Here is an 18,257-nt window from a genome sequence, read left to right on the forward strand (position 1 = left end):
CTAGCGATTCTATTTCCCGGAGAAAATAAGTAAGTAGCCTACAATCAAACCAAACACCATTTCTCTTCACAACAGAACATTCGTTTGCTATAATCTATGGTAAAATAGACGTGAAGATCGAGAAAGTAGGTGTTCTCTTTGTTGCGATTTTTAATTGGAAGTGCAACGGTGAATAAAAGCGAGCAATGCTTGCAAGAAATAAGACAAGAACTCAAGCTAAATCCTCAAGGATCCCCGATTATCTATTTAGTTCCAGATCAAATGACCTTCCAACAGGAATATGCGTTATTAAATGATCCTGATATAAATGGCTCGATTCGTGGACAAGTCTATAGTTTTTCACGGTTAGCGTGGCGCGTTATGCAGCTGACTGGTGGAGCAACAAAGAAATACATTACATCAACGGGGATGCAGATGATGCTTCGTAAAATTGTCGAGGAGCGGACTGATGAATGGAAAGTATTCCAGAAGGCGATTGAAAAGCAAGGTTTTATTGAACAACTGGAGGACATGATCACCGAATTCAAACGCTATTGTGTTACACCAGAATTGATCAATGAGCAGTTACAAGAAATGAATCGATTCCAGCACAAGACAATTGGAGAAACAGCGTTACAACATAAATTAGATGATTTAGTTTATATTTATCAGCAATTGACTACAGCTTTACAAGGTCACTACATGGATAGTGAGGATCAGTTACAGCAGTTAGTAGAAAAACTAGAAATGACTAACTTTTTAGAAGGCGCATCCGTTTACATAGATGGCTTTCACCAATTTACGCCACAAGAATTATTAGTGATAGAAGCAATGCTCAAAAAGTGCGAAAATGTCACAGTGACGTTAACGGTTGAGGATGTACATGATCCTGAGGTAGTACCGTTAGACCTTTTCTATCAAACAAAGGAAACCTATCATCAATTAGAGCAATTAGCAGAACAAACGATGGTGGAAACAGAAGTCATTCCTTTAACAACAGATGAAAATGCAACAGCACCATTTATTCATTTAGATCGTTATTTTGATAGTCGTCCTGTTCAGAGTTATTCGGAACAAGCACCCGTTCGGATCGCGGAAGCGGTGCATCCGCGTGCTGAGGTTGAAGGAACAGCACAGGAAATTGTTCGGTTAGTACGGGATGAAGGGTATCGTTATCGTGATCTTGCTATTCTGATTCGCGAACCAGATGTTTATCATGATCTCATTACTACTGTTTTTGATGATTATCAGATTCCGATATTTGTTGATGAAAAAAGAACGATGCTCAACCATCCGTTAATTGAAACGATCAGATCATTGCTCGATGTCATTGAAGGAAACTGGCGATATGATGCAGTCTTTCGCTTGCTAAAAGCAGGGTTTATTCCGAAAGGAGAAGGTAAGCATCGCTTAGATCAAGAGGCAATTGATGAGTTAGAAAATTATGTGTTGGAGTATGGCGTACGAGGCAGAAACAGATGGTTAAGTGATAAGCCTTGGATATTCCAACGTTTTAAAGGTTTTGATCAATCAGCACAAACAGACCGTGAACGCTCAACACAAGAACGTATTAATGCTTATCGGGAAAGAGTAACAGCAGCACTTGCGGACATTGATCAGCTACTACGGGAATTACCAACGATTAAAGAAAAGGCAATTGCCCTATTTGAATGGTTGGAAACAATTGGAGCACCTGGACGATTGGAGAACATGCGTGACCAATATGATGAAGAAGGAAGAGTCGAAAAAGGACGTGAGCAAGACCAGGTGTGGGATGCGGTCATTCAATTGTTAGAAGAGATTACGGAAGTTGCTGGTGAAGAAAAGATGGACTTGCAGACATTCCGTAATGTGTTAGAGTCCGGCTTTGATTCACTAAAATTTTCCCACGTGCCACCGAGTATTGATCATGTTGTGGTAGGTTCAATTGACCGTTCGCGTATGCATGGCATTAAGGTTGCTTTTTTGTTAGGAGTGAATGAAGGGACCTGGCCGATGAAACCTGGTGGGGATGGTTTAATTTCAGAAGAAGAACGTGCTCTACTACAAACACATGGCTTACAATTAGCAGAGGGAAGTAAACGTCAATTATTAGATGATTGGTTTTATGTTTACTTAGCGTTTACGCTGCCGTCTGATTATTTATGGGTGAGTTATCCAATAAGTAATGAGGAAGGAAAACAAAAAGTCGCTTCTCCATTAATCAAAAGACTGGAGGAAATTTTTCCGATCCAAAAAGAGCATTTGTTTTTACAAGACCCAGAAGAGATGACAGAAGCAAGTCGTTTTGTAACAACACCAAATAAAACAAGAGGTGCATTAACTGCACAACTGGCAAGAAAGTTAAGAGGCTATCCAATCGACGATATCTGGGATTATGTCTTAAACTGGTTTATTGAAAAATCCGATCAACCATCGATTAATCAACGTGTATTAAAAAGTCTTTTTTACCAAAATAAGCCGACAGATTTAGCAGAAGACACGGTCGATACGTTATACCAGAAAGAAATCAATGCAAGTGTGTCAAGGCTCGAAATGTATCACCGCTGTTCGTATCAGCATTTTGCCAAATATAGCTTAGGCCTTAAGGAACGACCAACTTATAAGCTCGATGCACCAGATATCGGTCAACTCTTTCATGAAGCCTTAAAGCAGATCACCGAATGGGTTCAAAAAGAAGGGCTTGGTTTTTCTGACATATATGATCAAGAAGCGAAGAAATATGCCCATCGTGCTGTTGGAAAGTTAGCACCAGTATTACAGCATCAGATTTTACACAGTTCGAATCGTTATCAATACATTCAACGTAAATTGGAAAATGTCATCGCGAGGGCGATGTATGTGTTAAGTGAACAAGCAAGAAAAACAAACTTTTCGCCTGTCGGTTTAGAAGTCGGATTTGGTTACCCAGATCAATTAGAACCATTGACCGTCAACCTGCCAAATGATTATACGTTAATGTTAAGAGGCAGAATTGACCGTGTTGACCAAGCAATGGAGAACGAGCAATTATATTTGCGAATTATTGATTATAAATCCAGTTCAAAAGGATTGAATTTAACCGAAGTATATTATGGACTAGCACTACAAATGTTAGCTTATCTGGATGTTGTCCTGAAAAATGCAGAAAATTGGCTAGGGCAAAAGGCATTACCAGCTGGTGTGCTCTATTTCCACGTCCATAATCCAATGATCTCAGCTAGTGATTTTCTTACCGAAGACAAAATTGAACAGGAAATATTTAAAAAGTTCAAAATGAAAGGACTTTTAGTTGATCAGGAAGATGTTGTGCGCATGATGGATACATCACTGGAATCAGGAAGAAGTAATATCATTCCAGCAGGATTTAGTAAAAGTGGTTCTTTCTATAAAGGTTCTGATGTAGCAGAACGGGAAATTTTTGACCAGCTGCAAAGCTATATCCATCAATTAATGGAAAACGCAGGACTAGCAATTACGGAAGGAAAAGTCGATCTCAACCCATATCAGCAACAACAATTAACAGCTTGTACTTTCTGTGAATTCCGTTCGGTCTGTCAATTTGATCCGACATTGGCAGAGAATAATTATCGCAGGCTCAAAGAGATGAAAGATGAAGAAGTAATTGAAGCAATCAAGCGGGGTGAAGGATAATGCCGCAATGGACCAAAGAACAGGAAGAAGCGATCTATCAATCAGGGAAAAATATTCTGGTAGCAGCTGCCGCGGGATCAGGGAAAACGGCTGTACTTGTAGAACGAATCATTCAAAAATTATTAAATAAAGAACAGCCAGTCGATATCGATACCTTGCTTGTCGTAACCTTTACCAATGCAGCGGCACAGGAAATGCGAAATCGGATTGGAGAAGCTATCGAGTCGGCTCTAGAGAATAATCCGACTTCTAATCATTTGAAAAAACAATTGTCATTATTACAGCATGCCGCAATTTCCACTCTCCATGCTTTTTGTATGGAGCTGGTGCGAAAGTATGCTTATCAAATTGACATTGATCCAAATTTCCGCATCGCAGACAGCATCGAAGCAGATTTAATTCGGCAAGATGTATTAGAGCAACTGTTTGAAGCATGGTACGGAGAGGCAGATGAAGCAGAGCAGGAAGCTTTTTTTGCTGTTGTGGATCGTTTCAGTAATGATCGAAATGATTTAGAAGTGGAATCGTTAATTTTAAAAATGTATGAATTCGCCATCCAGCACCCGAATCCGGATTACTGGTTGGATCAAATGGCGACCATTTATCAGGTAAATGATGAAATGACAGAGGCGGAGATTCCTTGGTTACAGTTATTGAAGCAAGAAGTAATCGATCAACTGGACGTAATGGAAGCATTGGCGGAACAAGCGCTTGATATTACCAGGGAAAGCGATGGACCTTACCATTATGCAGAAGCAATTGACGCCGACAAGGAAATGATCCAGCACGCTAAAGGTGCGATTAATATATCATGGGAAGAAGCACGTACCATATTTGCTGGCGGGAAATTTAAAGCATTATCTCGTAAAAAAGTGGAATGTGGAGAAGACAAAAAAGATAAGGTGAAAGCAATTCGTGATCAAATCAAAAAAAGGTGGGGCAATATTGCCAAAGATTGGTTCACAAGAAGTTTAGTGGATCATCTTCGCGATATGCAGGAACTACACCCAACTATCGTCCAATTAACGAAAATGATTAAACAGTTTAAGGCTGGCTATCAAGAAGCAAAGAAAGAAAAAGGACTTGTCGATTTTGCTGATTTAGAGCATTTTGCTTTAGATATTTTATTAGAAGACAAAGAAAGTAACTCACCATCGTCTGTTGCATTAGACTTGCAACGGAAGTTTACAGAGGTAATGGTCGATGAATACCAGGATACCAATATTGTGCAGGAAACAATCTTGTCGCTAGTATCCAATCAAGAGGATGGCGGCAACATGTTTATGGTTGGTGATGTCAAACAAAGTATTTATCGCTTTAGACATGCCGAACCAACCCTTTTTATTGATAAATACAAACGATTTGCGACAGATGAGGATCCTGGATATCGAATTGATCTAGCACGAAATTTCCGTAGTCGAGAACAAGTATTAACGGCAGCAAATTATATTTTTAGACAGTTATTTGATCAAAAAGTCGGAGATATTGACTATGACGAGGATGCTGAATTAATTTATGGTAACAAAGATTATGAAAATGTTCCTTTTCCAGATATTGATACCGAATTGCTTATCATTGATCAGGAATCCAATGACAATGATCGATCTGATGAAGATATTGAGAATGAAGAAGACTTAGAAAAGGCTCAACTGGAAGCACGGGCTTACGCTGCAAAGATTAAACAATGGATTGGTGCAAATGGTGATGCGCCGACAGAAATTATGGATAAAGGTACTGGTCAGCCACGAAACGTAGCATACCGTGATATTGTTATTTTATTACGCTCTATGACATGGGCACCAACGATTATGGAAGAATTTAAGAAACAGGGAATCCCTGTTTATGCTGAGCTTTCAACAGGATATCTTGAAGCAATCGAAATTCAAGTGATGATTAGCTTACTAAAGGTGATTGATAACCCAAGACAGGATATTCCACTTGCGTCTGTATTGAAATCACCAATGGTCGGGCTGGATGAAGATCAACTGGCGAAAATCCGTCTAGCTAAAAAAGGCGCAACTTACTACGAAGCACTTAAAGAATACGTTAAAACAACGAATAATGAGACAATTGAGCATTTTATGGAACAGTTGAACCAGTGGCGCAAAGAAGCACGACAAGGAGCGTTGTCGCATTTAATCTGGGACATTTTTCAGGAAACAGGTTATTATGATTTTGTTGGTGGCATTCCTGGAGGACGCCAACGCCAAGCAAATTTACGCGCCTTATATGACCGTGCTAAAAGTTATGAATCTACATCTTTCCGCGGATTATTTCGTTTCTTACGTTTTATCGAACGAATGGAAGAGAAAGGTGATGATTTAGGAGCGGCGAAAGCATTAGGAGAACAGGAAGATGTTGTCCGGATTATGACGATTCACAAGAGTAAAGGATTGGAATTCCCGTTAGTAATAGTCGGTGCAATGGATAAGCAATTTAATCAACAAGATTTACGTGCAAAATATTTGTTACACAAAGAATTAGGTTTTGCAACGAAATATATTGATCCTGTCAAGCGGATTATGTATCCGACATTAATCTATCATGGTATAAAGAAACAAATGCAACGAGAAATGCTAGCCGAGGAAATGCGCGTACTTTATGTTGCGTTAACACGTGCGAAAGAAAAAGTGGTGATGGTCGGCACGGTGGGATCATTAGCGAAGAAGAAAAAGAAATGGACAAATATTATCGCACACCAAGACTGGGTTCTTCCATCTTATTATCGTTTAGAATCGTTATCTTACCTAGACTGGGTAGGTGCCAGTTTAGTCCGTCATCAAAAAGGTGAGATATTAAGAGACGATGATCAACCGTTAAACATCCCAGAGGAAATAACGGAGGATGTTTCGGTCTGGAGGGTGGATCGTGTCCATCAAAGTGAATACCAGGACATTGATGAAACAAACCGTGAACAGATCGAAGCATTAGAAACAGCCATTCACGGGTGGGAAGGTTTAGCACTTGCAGATCAGGATTTAGAGCAAAAAGTGGCCAATCATTTAGAATTTAAATATCCATACCAAGATTCTATCTTTTACCGTGCAAAACAAACGGTAACAGAAATGAAACGACAGCATGAAATGATCGACAGTTATAGTGATCAGAAAATCATTGAACCTTTTCGTGCTCCAATCCGTAAAAGACCACGTTTTATGCAGAAAGAGCAGAAGTTGACACGTGCAGAAATTGGTACAGCAATGCATACCATCATGCAGCATTTACCATTGAGAAATGATTGGACAGAAATATCGTTAGTGGAATTTATTGCTGAATTAGAAACAAAAGAAATGATCACAGCTGATGAGGCTAGTGTCATTGATACCGAGGCAATACTAACCTTTCTTCATACCGATATCGGAAAGAGATTGGTGGAAGCAGATCAAGTGGAAAGAGAAATTCCGTTCAGTTTAACCTTGCCAGCACAAGAAGTATATCCACAGTGGAAGGAAGAGCATCAAGAACGAATTTTTTTGCAAGGTGTGATTGATTGTGTCATCAAAACAGATCATGGTCTGGTTCTATTGGATTATAAAACAGATCAGATTCATGAGGAGATCAGTCCGCAAGTAGAAGAAAAACTAAAAAACCGATATCTAATCCAAATTGATCTTTATGCAAAAGCACTTGAACGGATTTGGAAACAACCAGTTATTGAAAAATATTTATATTTCTTTGATAAAAGTATACTCGTAAAGGTGTAGCATAAGGAGTAGCAAGCTCCTTATGCATTTCCACCAACGATTTGATCGACTGCGTCTGGATCAATGGCATTGGTAATATTAAATCCAGTATTTGTGTTTAAGAAATCACCGGTATTATTGGCGCCAGCACCAGTAGCCGATTTATCAGCACTTTTTGGTGCTAAATAAAAGCTGTCACCAAAATTGATTACACCACCGCCGACACTATTAATTTTGATTGGACCTACAATCGAAGGCAAAACTATCACAACCTTTCTATTTGGCGCTACGTAAATTTAAAAATTATCCTTAATTCTCCTCTTCAATTTCATTCTTTAAAATCCTAATATGTTTTAGCCTAGCAAGTGAATTAATTTTCTTACTGCTTCCTAATTGCGTAATGGCGGACGTTGATATTGCTGTAACATCAATGTTAGAAACATAAATATTCCGATTATGATGGCAATGATTACCGACTACAATTTCAGGATCAGGAATCGATTGGATCGTGGTGTTGAAGATTCGATATTGGTTTAATTCAAATCCTTTATCAGAGGATATGCCTCCTTCTTTTTGTACCGCGAGAACATCTGCTTGAGGTTCTATCTCTTTCGTATCACCAATTTGAAATAAAGAACTATGGGATATACTGTTTATTTTTGCTTGCTTAACATTAGTCGTTCGTGGCATCATGATCAATTATTTCCTCTTCTCTGTTATTAATAGCAGCACCAACAATAAAAGATTCAGGAGGTGTGTCAAAAAGCGAGGATAGTTGTATTTCATGACTGTCACCGACAATAAAGAGAGAGGAACTTGAAACACCGACAACCGATATGTTTCCGACGCCTAAGTTCCAATTATTCACGGTATAATACATGACGATTTACTCCTTTTGCTTGTTTTCGAACCATTTTCTAAGACCTATTTGAAATTCATTTTTCACATTAGAAAGTATATGCTGATTCATTTGTTCAGGAGGAACATTGGCTTGTTGATAGTGAGCAATTCTGCTGGAAATTTGCTGTTTGATATCGTCTAATAATGTTTGCCGATAGCCTGAATCTAACGGATAGTGATATTGCTGTTCCAATGATTGTAAATAGCCAGGTAATTCTTGGTCAACATACTGTTCTAATGCCTGGTGTACAGGTGGTAATGGTCCACCGTTATGATCAGGTATAGAAAATTCATCCATAGACTGTAAATCTTCAGGGGTTACCCCGATATGAAGTGTTCCGTCCAAGCGTTCAATTTTTAATTGATCAAAATGGTATTCTAACTTTTCAATCGTTGTATTTTTATTAGGAGATTTTTGTTGTTCTAATTGTTGGATACGATTCTCTAAGGAGTTGATGTGATTATATAATTGTTGGACTTGCTGTTGTAATTGGGTAATATAATATACCATCATCTGATAATCCATCAGAAATCACTCCTTACGAGAATATTAATAAGGTGATAAAGGGACTAATGGTGGTTCTGTTACACCTTGTGGAACTGCTTCTTCTGCAGGTTCTTCAAATTCACCTGTATTGTATAATTGAGATACTGCTTGCATTTTTCCGGTACTGCCAATTTGTAAAACGGACGAATTCGTAACACTTCCAACTTTTAAAAAATGAATATAGATCGATTGGTTTACTGTTAAATTCACATGATCACCTACTAAATTCCCGATATATTTTGATCAAATTCGTCATTGTCTACCATTGTTGTCTGCGCATTTTGCAGTTGTACACGTATGCCGTCCCCTGTATTAAAGGAACCACCACCAGCGAAGGTTTTGGATAGTGTATATGGATGCACTTTGTAAATATCACCAATATGAAAAATGCTGGAATTACCAATGTTGATCACTTTTACAGCACCAACAATTGCGGGCATAGACATCATCCTAACGTTGATACATTATTCCATAATTATTTTATGAATTTTTCAACAGTTTGTGAAAATAGTCTACCGTTTTCCTGATAATGCTAGTTTATTTTTACTGAATAAAGTAAAATGAATGCAGATAGTAAGTAGGGAGAGTGGAAAATTGTGAATAATGCAACGCCATTAGCAGATTCAAAAAGATTACCATGGATTGATACTGCAAGAGGATTTGCGATCTTTGGTATTTTTATGGTGAATTTACCAACCTTTCATGCACCGTATATGATTTATGGCAATGGTATCAACTTTTGGGGAACAGGTGAACCGGGATTTTGGCAAATGATTATCGATATATTTTTTCAAGCGAGTTTTTATTCCTTATTTTCTTTTTTATTTGGTTTTGGCATGCAAATCATTTATGAAAATTTACATGCAAATAATGTGCAAGCACCTCAAAAATGGATGGTCAGGCGTTTGTTCATCTTGCTTGGATTTGGTCTGATTCATGCATTTTTAATTTGGTACGGTGATATTCTCATTACATATGCAGTTACCGGATTTTTGTTACTATTATTTTTGAATCGTAAAAATGTTACATTAGTCGTCTGGAGTATCTGTCTTTTACTAATTCCGACGCTTATGTTGACCGGTTTGTTATTTTTAGCAAGTTTAATAGAAGATATCAATAATTTAACCGATTCGGCAGCTATTGAAAGTGCATTTCAGCATTATGGGCAAGGCAGTTGGGGCGAGATATTAACACAAAATGCTAATGATTGGCTTTATGGTAATAATCTATTTACTTTCATTTTGGGATTGTTAAATATTTTGCCGATATTTTTAATAGGTTTACTTTTTGCCCGAAAAAAATGGCTGCATGATCTACAAGAACATAAAAAAACATTGTGGAAATGGTGGATTTTCTCCTTGATTTTGTTTGTGGTGTTCAAGGCTGGACCATATGCATTTGGAAATCCATTTTGGTTTTCAAGATTACAAGATACAATTGGTGGTAGTGCTTCGGCGATTTTTTACGTCATTACGATTGCCTTTCTTTTTGATAAATTCACTAAGGTTTTCAAAATGATTGGTTATGTCGGTAAAATGGCACTATCTAATTATATTCTGCAATCGATTATCGGTGTATTTGTATTTTATTCGATTGGATTTGGACTATATGGTCAGCTGACCCCTTTTCAAACGATATTAATCGCATTTATCGTTTATCCGCTCCAAATGATACTCAGTTGTTTATGGTTGATAAAATATAAACGCGGCCCACTGGAATGGGTATGGAGAAGTCTGATTTATCAGCAAAAGCTTCCAAATCGGCGTAACCATTAAAAATCATAAAGAGATATTCTTTTACAATACAGTGAAAGATGTTCTTGATAAATGAAATCTGTGACATTTCATGATATGATACATTCATGAGAATATAATTGGGGGTGCACTTAAGATGACACATATGCACATAACAGCATGGGTAGTAGGACTAATTCTTCTATTGGTATCCTATGCAATGTACAAAAATGGAAACAAGTCCGGAAAAATGTTACATATGATCTTACGGTTAGTTTATTTATTGATTATTATCACTGGTTTCTTATTATTTATCAATAATACCGGTGTATATACAAATTCAGCCGGCATACTAGGTGAAGTAATAGTCAAAATAATTGCTGGAATTTGGGTAATCGGTGCAATGGAAATGGTTTTAATCAGGGCAAGCAAAGTAAAACCTACTAAAAGTGCTTGGATTCAACTCATTATTGCCTTTTTAATCGTACTTATTCTAGGTTTTGGCAGACTGCCATTTGGAGTACAATTTATGGGGTAAATTCGGTCACGGAGATAATTCCGTGATCTTTTTTTATTGTCTAGGAAATGATAAATTTTTTGGATGTGGATAACATGTAGGCAACCTGTTTAGCCACGTCCAGCTTCGAGCGCCCAAAAACTAGGCGACTTCACGAATCGCCCTACGATAAAGAAGACTTGCCGATTGGTTAAACCAGAGGCTTAGTCGCACTTATACCTTTAGGTGAAAGTCATCATCGGTTCGCTTTTCTCAGTGATTGCTTTATCTCAGTTGATTCTGAAGCCGCTACGTTTTTAAGCGGGCGCTCTGCGCTTTTATTCCTTGTAAGGAAAGTATATAAACATTGGTATCCCACTTTTTTTAGAGATGTCAATGCTATATTTTAGTGCTTTTATGGGATAATAATCCAAGTTTTTAGCTCTGACATGTGTTGTAGAGCAGATCTTATGGGAATTGTTTGACCTGAAGATCCACTTTTTTGAGCGGGTTTTGCTCAAAAAAGTTAGCTGAAGGTTAAACCCCACGGAAAGGGAAGTGGGCAGCCGGAGTGGTGGTCAAGTTGTTCAAATATTTCTTAATTACTACCCAAGTAATAATGAACCGGCGGGGGTTGCCGGTTTTTCTTATTTCGCGTGAAGTGGAATTATTTTTTGGTGGACATTTAGTACGTTATTTTTTAGAATAATGCCGATTTATCGATGTGTGCGGACATATGATCACTTATTTGTTGAAATAAGTGTGAATTTTACGTTATTTGTGCTGAGTAACGGAATAGATGTCCGCGGCAATCAAAAAAACACCTCTTTTGTCACTGTTTAAGGAACGAATGTCCGGTTCCACCTCAAACATAAGGTACTAGCTTAGGTGTCGGTTGCGATTGTTGCGGTCGTTTTAATTCGTATCTCTTGTTCATTTTCTTTCTTTTGCTGCATACATTAATAAGAGCTACTATGATAGGGAAAGGTGTGTCATTACAGTATGTGTGGGATTACAGGTTGGATCGACTTTACCCGAAATATCGGGAATGAACGAGAACAAGTACAGCGTATGGCAAGTAAAATTAGCCATCGAGGACCAGATGAAACCGATTTTTATACGGAGACACATGTTGGATTCGGACATCAGCGTTTAATTGTTGTTGATCCAGCTGGCGGCAAGCAACCGATGAGCTATCCAAAAGACCAACATTCATACGTATTAGTGTATAACGGTGAGCTTTATAATACAGAGGATATTCGCAGTGAACTGTTGAAACAAGGATGGCAATTCAATTCTCACTCCGATACAGAAGTCCTGTTGAAAAGCTATATCGAATGGGGAGAAGCACACGTCGAGAAGTTAAATGGTATCTTTGCATATGCTATTTGGGATCCATCCAAGCAGCAGCTATTTCTTGCCCGTGACCGTCTTGGTGTAAAACCTTTATTTTACAAGGAACATTATAATGGCTTACTATTTGGCTCTGAAATAAAAGCGATTCTCGCACATGATGAAGTAGATCCTGTCATCAAAGAGGAAGGATTATCTGAGATTTTTGCACTTGGTCCGTCACGTACTCCAGGCCATGGTGTATTTGACGAATTGAAGGAATTACGCGCAGCACATGTAGGCATCTTTAACCGAGATGGCTGGAAAATTAGACGTTATTGGAATGTGGAAAGTAAGCCACACGAAGATTCCGTAGAAGAAACAGCCGAAAAGGTTCGCCGTTTATTAGTGGATGCAGTAGAGAGACAGCTAGTTTCTGATGTTCCACTTGGAACCTTTTTGTCAGGCGGAGTAGACTCCAGTGCAATTACAGCGATAGCTGCACAATATCTCGAACAAAATCAAAAGGATGCTCTTCAAACCTTTTCCATAGATTATCAGGAGAACGACAAATATTTCAAAACAAGTAGTTTTCAGCCTAATCAGGACAAAACCTATATTGAAAAAATGGTAAATTCATTGGGAACCGAACACCATAACTTTGTGATAGACAATGGGACATTGGTTGATTTATTAAAAGATGCAGTACGATACCGTGATTTGCCTGGGATGGCTGATGTTGATTCTTCTTTATTATGGTTTTGTGAACAGACAAAAAAACAAGTCACTGTTGCACTATCTGGTGAATGTGCCGATGAAATTTTTGGTGGCTATCCTTGGTTTTATCGGGAGGATGACCTTAATCGAGAAGGTTTTCCATGGATTCGTTCTTCAGAAGTGAGACAAAATTTATTACAATCAGAAGTGAGTCAGAAATTAAACTTGGCAGCATATACGAAAAAGAGATATGAAGATACTGTAGAAGAAGCTCCTTTATTAGAGGGAGAAGGGGCAAAGGCAACCGCAAGAAGACAAATGTTTTACTTAAATATGCAATGGTTTATGCCGACATTGTTAGATCGCAAGGATCGCATGAGTATGGGGGCTAGTTTTGAGGCACGTGTTCCGTTCAGTGATCATCACTTAGTTGAGTATGTGTGGAATATTCCCTGGGAAATAAAAACACACGGAGATCGTGAAAAAGGTATCCTTAGAAAAGCGTTAGAAGGAATTTTACCAGATGAAATTCTATACCGAAAGAAAAGTCCCTATCCTAAGACACATCACCCGGCTTATACAAATGCAGTGATCAATTGGATGAATGAGATTATTGATGACAAGAATGCACGTTTATTCGAGATATTAGATCGCACTAAAGTAAAAGCATTGGTCGACCAGAAAGCAGCAAATATTAGTGCACCATGGTTTGGCCAATTAATGACAGGACCTCAATTGCTGGCTCATCTCGGACAAATTGAATACTGGATGCAAGAAAATGATGTGATAATTGATATATGATTCTGTAACGTCGAAACTGGATGAAAGTAGTGACAGTTATGAAGAAATTATCTATCGGTATATTGCTTCTATTACTTATTCCTACCACCTTGCATGCACTAGAATGGACGTACTCGTTTGTAGTGTTAGACGGCCGTGTATATGAAGTGACCGATGAACAAATCAATCAATCTCTTATCGGCAAATCGATCGGAGAAGTGACCACCCAAGCTGATGATCGCACCGGTAAGTATTATGGCAATGCATCTAATCATTATCCTATAGGTACTAAGTATTTAAAAATAGAAGGCGTAGATATTTCCGAGGCAATTGCAGTAGCAGAACAAGGGTCGTATGTGAAAGCTGAATTTGTCCAACGTGTTCCTTTACACTGGCGCAATATGATCTATTACCTTACACCAATCCTCTTTTTAACCGTACTCATTATCACATACCGAATTAGGGAAAAAGTTAAGAAAAAATACCAAAACTCTCTATCGATTTAAGATAGGGAGTTTTTCAGTCACAAAAAATTCATGTTATTTTTCGTTAAGGGTATTTGACTTTCTTTGATTGTCTAGGATAATAGATAATGAATACATACGAGAAAAGGGGACAAATATGCATTACATAAGAAAAGTATTACTAGTTATGGTTCTATGCCTGTTTTTATTCCCAAGTGTAACCGTGATGGCAGAAGAACAAACAGGAGAAGGAATCTATTATATTTTAGTAGACCGATTTGTAAATGGAGACAGTAACAATGATATAGAGATTAATATTGGTGATCCTTCTGCATATCATGGTGGGGATTTACAGGGTGTTATTGATAAAATTCCTTATTTAAGCGAACTAGGTATAACTGCCATTAATTTAAGTCCTATCATGACGGCAGCTTCTTACCATGGATTTGATCCCTTAGATGCTCAAAGTATCGATCCTCAATTTGGAAATATCGCGGTGCTGCAAAATCTTGTAGCCGAAGCAAATGAGAATGATATCAAGGTAATTCTAGATTTCGTTTTATCACATGTAGATAATGAACATCTCTGGGTAAATGAACAGTCTGATTGGGTATTTCAACCTTCCATCAATCAATTGAATGAAGAATTACCAACCGTTAATTTGCAAAATGAAGATGTACAGCAATATTTTCTGGAAACAGCGGCATATTGGATGAATAGTACGGGAATTGATGGTTTTCATGTTTATGTAGATGAACAAACACCACAATCCTTTATCGATGAATTGCGTCAACGTGTACAAGCTGAGAAAGAAGATGCGTATTTAATAGTGGATGGAATGGAGGATGAAAACAATATCGATCATGATTTTCAAAAGGAAGCGGTTGATATTCTAAAACACCCCGGAGAGTCCTTGGAACCATTATTTTCTCACGAGATATCTGGTGTGCATTACATGGAATCTGCGCTTACATCTCGCTTTACGCACGAAACAGTGAAAGAAGGCTATCACCCTGTCACAAGGTGGAAGCTTGCATCTACATTACTCTATACATTACCAGGATCTTCTTTTCTTTATCAGGGAGTAGAAGTGCCAATGGATAATGGGGAAGATGAACCAGATCACCGCATGGCCGAATTAAATAAAGAGGACGAAGAAATAGCTCAGCATTTAGAAAAGCTAGCAGCCATCCGCCAAGATTCCTCTGCATTACAAAATGGGGAAATAGACCTGGTAGCTCAAGCGGGGGCTATGTCAGTTTACAAGAGAAGTGCCGATGATCAAACGATGTATATTGCGATTAATAATGATACAGAAACACAGACAGCCTCGCTGAAAGACATCGGTGACGATGTACAGTTGAGAGGTTTGTTGGAAGATAACATCGTCAGACAACAAAATGATGGTACACATCGCATGATTTTAGAACGCGAAACAAGTAATATTTTTGTTTTAGAAGAAGATACAGGGTTTAACTGGTTTTTTATTACCATGATGGTTGTGATACTTGGAGGGTTTGTTGCGTTTGTTGCGGCGGTTAGTGTGAAGAATCGTAGAATACGTCAGTGAGCATAATGTAAAGAATTGAGCAGAACTTTACTGTGGATAAACTTTGAAATTATATACTAAATGCAATGCAGAATCTGGGTGTAAATAGAAGGGCGCTCAGAAGCTATAGTGGAAATATAGTGAATGAGCGAGTTAGAGCTCAACCAGTTATTCTCCAAAAAGAATAACTGGTTTTTCGAGTAAGTTAAGAATGTATAAAATCAGTGCAATGACTGCGTTAAGCGAAGTAGTTATTTTGAAATGTTTGATGTATATTTGCAACGCTCCGACTAATTACTTCGCTTTCACCCAAAGGGCATAAGTAACATCTGCTAAAAGCTTGCTTACGCAGTGTATCCTATACCGCGGGCCCGGTTTCAACTAACTTTGCAAAGTGGATGTTCGGCTCGCGCTATTCCCGCAGGAGTCTCCGTAAATAGTCTCCGCTATGAGAAGGTGCAACAATTCTTGTCATAAGTAATAGATTGACTTTTTACAAAGAACAAAGTTAAAAATCGCTATCCGCGAGTATAAAAGCTGCTGTGTTACTTCATGCTTGCGTTGTAGAGCAGTACTTAGCGTAGGCCGCCCGCTTTCACTCCTGTGGGAATTGTTTGGCCTGAAGATCCACTTTTTCGAGCGGTTTTTGCTCGAAAAAGTTAGCGGAAGGTCAAACCCCACGGAAAGGGAAGTGGGCAGCCGGAGTAGTGGTCAAGCTCTTCATATATTTCATCATTACTACCAAAGTAATCGACACCTACTTTAGCATTTAATAATGGACCGGCGGGGTTGCCGGTTTTTCTTAACTATATTTTTTGTTTACGCTTATTACTCTAGTTTGACAAGAGAAACGCTAGGGATCACTACAATAGAATTTTATCCAAAAGCTTCACTAGAATTCTCTAGTTAACTTTCTTCAAAAGTACTAAGATTATTTTCGTAATCGAATTTGAAAAGTTTCTGTAATTCAATTTTTCCAGTTGGAGTTACTTGAACAGCCCGTGTATTAGGCAAGCGTGTTATCCATTGTCGTTCGAGCATCTGTAATAGTAAAGCATTTCCCAGTGCTCCAGCAATATGATGTTGTCGCTCACTCCAGTCTAAGCAACAACGAGCATATGCTCTCCGCTTCTTTTTCTGTTCTTCTAGATTTATGCCAAAGTCTTGAAAAAACTTGGATCCTTTCGGTGTTACTTCAAAATTTAAATCTATCTTTTTTATATAATCTTGTTTCATAAGAGAATTTGTAATCTGTACACCTAGATAACCTGCCAAATGATCATAACAAGTTCGGGCGAAATGGATTGCCTTTTGCTCTCTAGATTCTCTATATGATGTAACAAGAGAGCTAGGTGAAATACTCAACATTTGCTCTATTACTTTTGCTACATCACTGTTAATTAACTTATAATAACGATGTCTTCCATGCTTTTCCACGTTAACAAGGTTTGCCTCTAGCATTTTGTGTAGATGGAAACTAGCAGTTTGGGGTTTTACCTTAGCAATAAGAGCTAATTCACTAGCTGGGTGGATATTTCCATCCATAAGACTAAGTAAAATAGCTGATCGCGTTGGATCTGATAGTAATGAAGCGATTTTAGAAACATTAGGATTCATCATTTTCCCTCCTTACATTCATATTTCGATGATAGTCGAAATTTTTAAGATTTACAATATAAATGTAATGAAGTTAAAGGAGGAAAAAACTTGAATAGGACAACAAATCAGGACACGTTAAGTTTTAAAGAAATTAAGCCTAAAATTATGTATTATGGAACACCAACATTGCTTCTTAACACGTTAAATGAAGACGGAACAACTAACATAAGTCCAATGTCTTCGTCTTGGGCTCTAGGTGACTGCATTGTTCTTGGAATAGGACTTGGAGGGAAAGCTATCGAAAACTTAGAAAGGTATAAAGAATGTGTTATTAATTTACCCAGTCCAAACCTTTGGGATAATGTTGAAAAAATTTCTTCTTATACCGGAAAAAAAGCTATCCCTTCTTACAAGCAAGAGATCGGATTCACTTATAAAAAAGATAAATTTGAATCTTCAGGATTAACTCCCTTAGAATCAAAAACGGTCTCTCCCACTCGAATAAAAGAATGTCCTATTCAAATCGAAGCATTGGTTAAAAATATTCGAACCCCTGAATATAATCCATTGTTTGCAATTGTTGAAACACAAGTATTACATTTTCATGCAGACGATAGCATAATACAAAATGAAAATTATATTGATCCATCTAAATGGAGTCCATTAATATATAATTTTAGGCATTACTTTGAATTAGGGAAAGAGGTGGGCAAAACATTCCGTTCAGAAACTTGATAATTAGAAAAATAGTTATCCTACAAAAAATTGCACATAAAACGTTTGGATAAATAGTTTAATCCAAGCGTTTTAAACTACATGAGAATTGAATTAGCCATTCTAATGAT

The 18,257-nt window shown here is 37.9% G+C and carries 15 protein-coding genes; 8 read left to right on the forward strand and 7 right to left on the reverse strand.

Annotated features, from left to right (window positions below; genetic code table 11):
* The first annotated feature begins 138 nt into the window (after window positions 1-138).
* Both addB and addA read left to right on the forward strand, forming a co-directional pair.
* On the forward strand, window positions 139-3,612 hold the full coding sequence (gene addB, locus J5J03_RS14430; RefSeq protein ID WP_331460500.1) for a helicase-exonuclease AddAB subunit AddB: 3,474 nt from the start codon (window positions 139-141) through the stop codon (window positions 3,610-3,612).
* Window positions 3,612-7,316 carry a helicase-exonuclease AddAB subunit AddA gene (gene addA / locus J5J03_RS14435; protein ID WP_208590458.1) on the forward strand — a complete coding sequence of 1,235 codons (3,705 nt, stop codon included), beginning with the start codon at window positions 3,612-3,614 and terminating at the stop codon, window positions 7,314-7,316. The genes addB and addA overlap by 1 nt, the downstream gene beginning before the upstream one ends.
* 20 nt (window positions 7,317-7,336) lie before the next feature.
* Here the strand turns inward: addA and J5J03_RS14440 are convergent, their stop codons facing one another.
* The 6 genes from J5J03_RS14440 to J5J03_RS14465 are packed head-to-tail and all read right to left on the reverse strand — an operon-like array spanning window position 7,337 to window position 9,182.
* Window positions 7,337-7,555, reverse strand: coding sequence for a spore germination protein (locus tag J5J03_RS14440; protein ID WP_208590459.1), 219 nt, complete (start codon window positions 7,553-7,555; stop codon window positions 7,337-7,339).
* 49 nt (window positions 7,556-7,604) lie between these two features.
* Window positions 7,605-7,988, reverse strand: coding sequence for a spore germination protein GerPE (locus tag J5J03_RS14445; protein WP_208590461.1), 384 nt, complete (start codon window positions 7,986-7,988; stop codon window positions 7,605-7,607).
* Window positions 7,969-8,175 carry a spore gernimation protein GerPD gene (locus J5J03_RS14450; protein ID WP_208590463.1) on the reverse strand — a complete coding sequence of 69 codons (207 nt, stop codon included), beginning with the start codon at window positions 8,173-8,175 and terminating at the stop codon, window positions 7,969-7,971. Before J5J03_RS14450 ends, J5J03_RS14445 begins: the two co-directional genes overlap by 20 nt.
* A gap of 6 nt (window positions 8,176-8,181) precedes the next feature.
* Window positions 8,182-8,721, reverse strand: a complete 540-nt coding sequence (gene gerPC, locus J5J03_RS14455) for a spore germination protein GerPC (protein WP_208590465.1) — start codon at window positions 8,719-8,721, stop codon at window positions 8,182-8,184.
* Window positions 8,722-8,745: 24 nt separating this feature from the next.
* Window positions 8,746-8,952: a spore germination protein GerPB gene (locus tag J5J03_RS14460; protein ID WP_208590467.1), complete on the reverse strand. Its 207-nt coding sequence runs from the start codon at window positions 8,950-8,952 to the stop codon at window positions 8,746-8,748.
* Window positions 8,953-8,963: 11 nt separating this feature from the next.
* Window positions 8,964-9,182 (reverse strand): spore germination protein, encoded by a 219-nt coding sequence (locus J5J03_RS14465; protein WP_208590469.1) that lies wholly within the window; start codon window positions 9,180-9,182, stop codon window positions 8,964-8,966.
* 156 nt (window positions 9,183-9,338) lie between these two features.
* Between J5J03_RS14465 and J5J03_RS22255 the strand changes: the two genes are divergently transcribed.
* From J5J03_RS22255 to J5J03_RS14490, 5 genes are all read left to right on the forward strand, one after another.
* Window positions 9,339-10,517: a DUF418 domain-containing protein gene (locus J5J03_RS22255; protein ID WP_208590471.1), complete on the forward strand. Its 1,179-nt coding sequence runs from the start codon at window positions 9,339-9,341 to the stop codon at window positions 10,515-10,517.
* 115 nt (window positions 10,518-10,632) lie between these two features.
* Window positions 10,633-11,013: a YisL family protein gene (locus tag J5J03_RS14475; protein ID WP_208590472.1), complete on the forward strand. Its 381-nt coding sequence runs from the start codon at window positions 10,633-10,635 to the stop codon at window positions 11,011-11,013.
* 960 nt (window positions 11,014-11,973) lie between these two features.
* Window positions 11,974-13,821, forward strand: coding sequence for an asparagine synthase (glutamine-hydrolyzing) (gene asnB / locus J5J03_RS14480; protein WP_208590473.1), 1,848 nt, complete (start codon window positions 11,974-11,976; stop codon window positions 13,819-13,821).
* 38 nt (window positions 13,822-13,859) lie between these two features.
* The gene (locus tag J5J03_RS14485; RefSeq protein ID WP_208590474.1) at window positions 13,860-14,306 is read left to right on the forward strand and encodes a hypothetical protein; all 447 of its coding nucleotides are present in this window, start codon (window positions 13,860-13,862) and stop codon (window positions 14,304-14,306) included.
* A 115-nt stretch (window positions 14,307-14,421) separates the two neighbouring features.
* Window positions 14,422-15,834: an alpha-amylase family glycosyl hydrolase gene (locus tag J5J03_RS14490; RefSeq protein WP_208590475.1), complete on the forward strand. Its 1,413-nt coding sequence runs from the start codon at window positions 14,422-14,424 to the stop codon at window positions 15,832-15,834.
* 885 nt (window positions 15,835-16,719) lie between these two features.
* On the opposite strand, the gene J5J03_RS14495 is transcribed toward J5J03_RS14490, so the two are convergent.
* A complete protein-coding gene (locus tag J5J03_RS14495) occupies window positions 16,720-17,430 on the reverse strand; it encodes an ArsR/SmtB family transcription factor (protein WP_208590476.1) in 711 nt (236 codons plus the stop codon).
* Between the two features lie 147 nt (window positions 17,431-17,577).
* Between J5J03_RS14495 and J5J03_RS14500 the strand changes: the two genes are divergently transcribed.
* The gene (locus J5J03_RS14500) at window positions 17,578-18,147 is read left to right on the forward strand and encodes a flavin reductase family protein (protein ID WP_208590522.1); all 570 of its coding nucleotides are present in this window, start codon (window positions 17,578-17,580) and stop codon (window positions 18,145-18,147) included.
* The last annotated feature ends 110 nt before the right edge of the window (window positions 18,148-18,257 follow it).

The sequence above is a fragment of the Gracilibacillus suaedae genome, assembly GCF_017599345.1.
Taxonomy (GTDB): domain Bacteria; phylum Bacillota; class Bacilli; order Bacillales; family Amphibacillaceae; genus Gracilibacillus; species Gracilibacillus suaedae.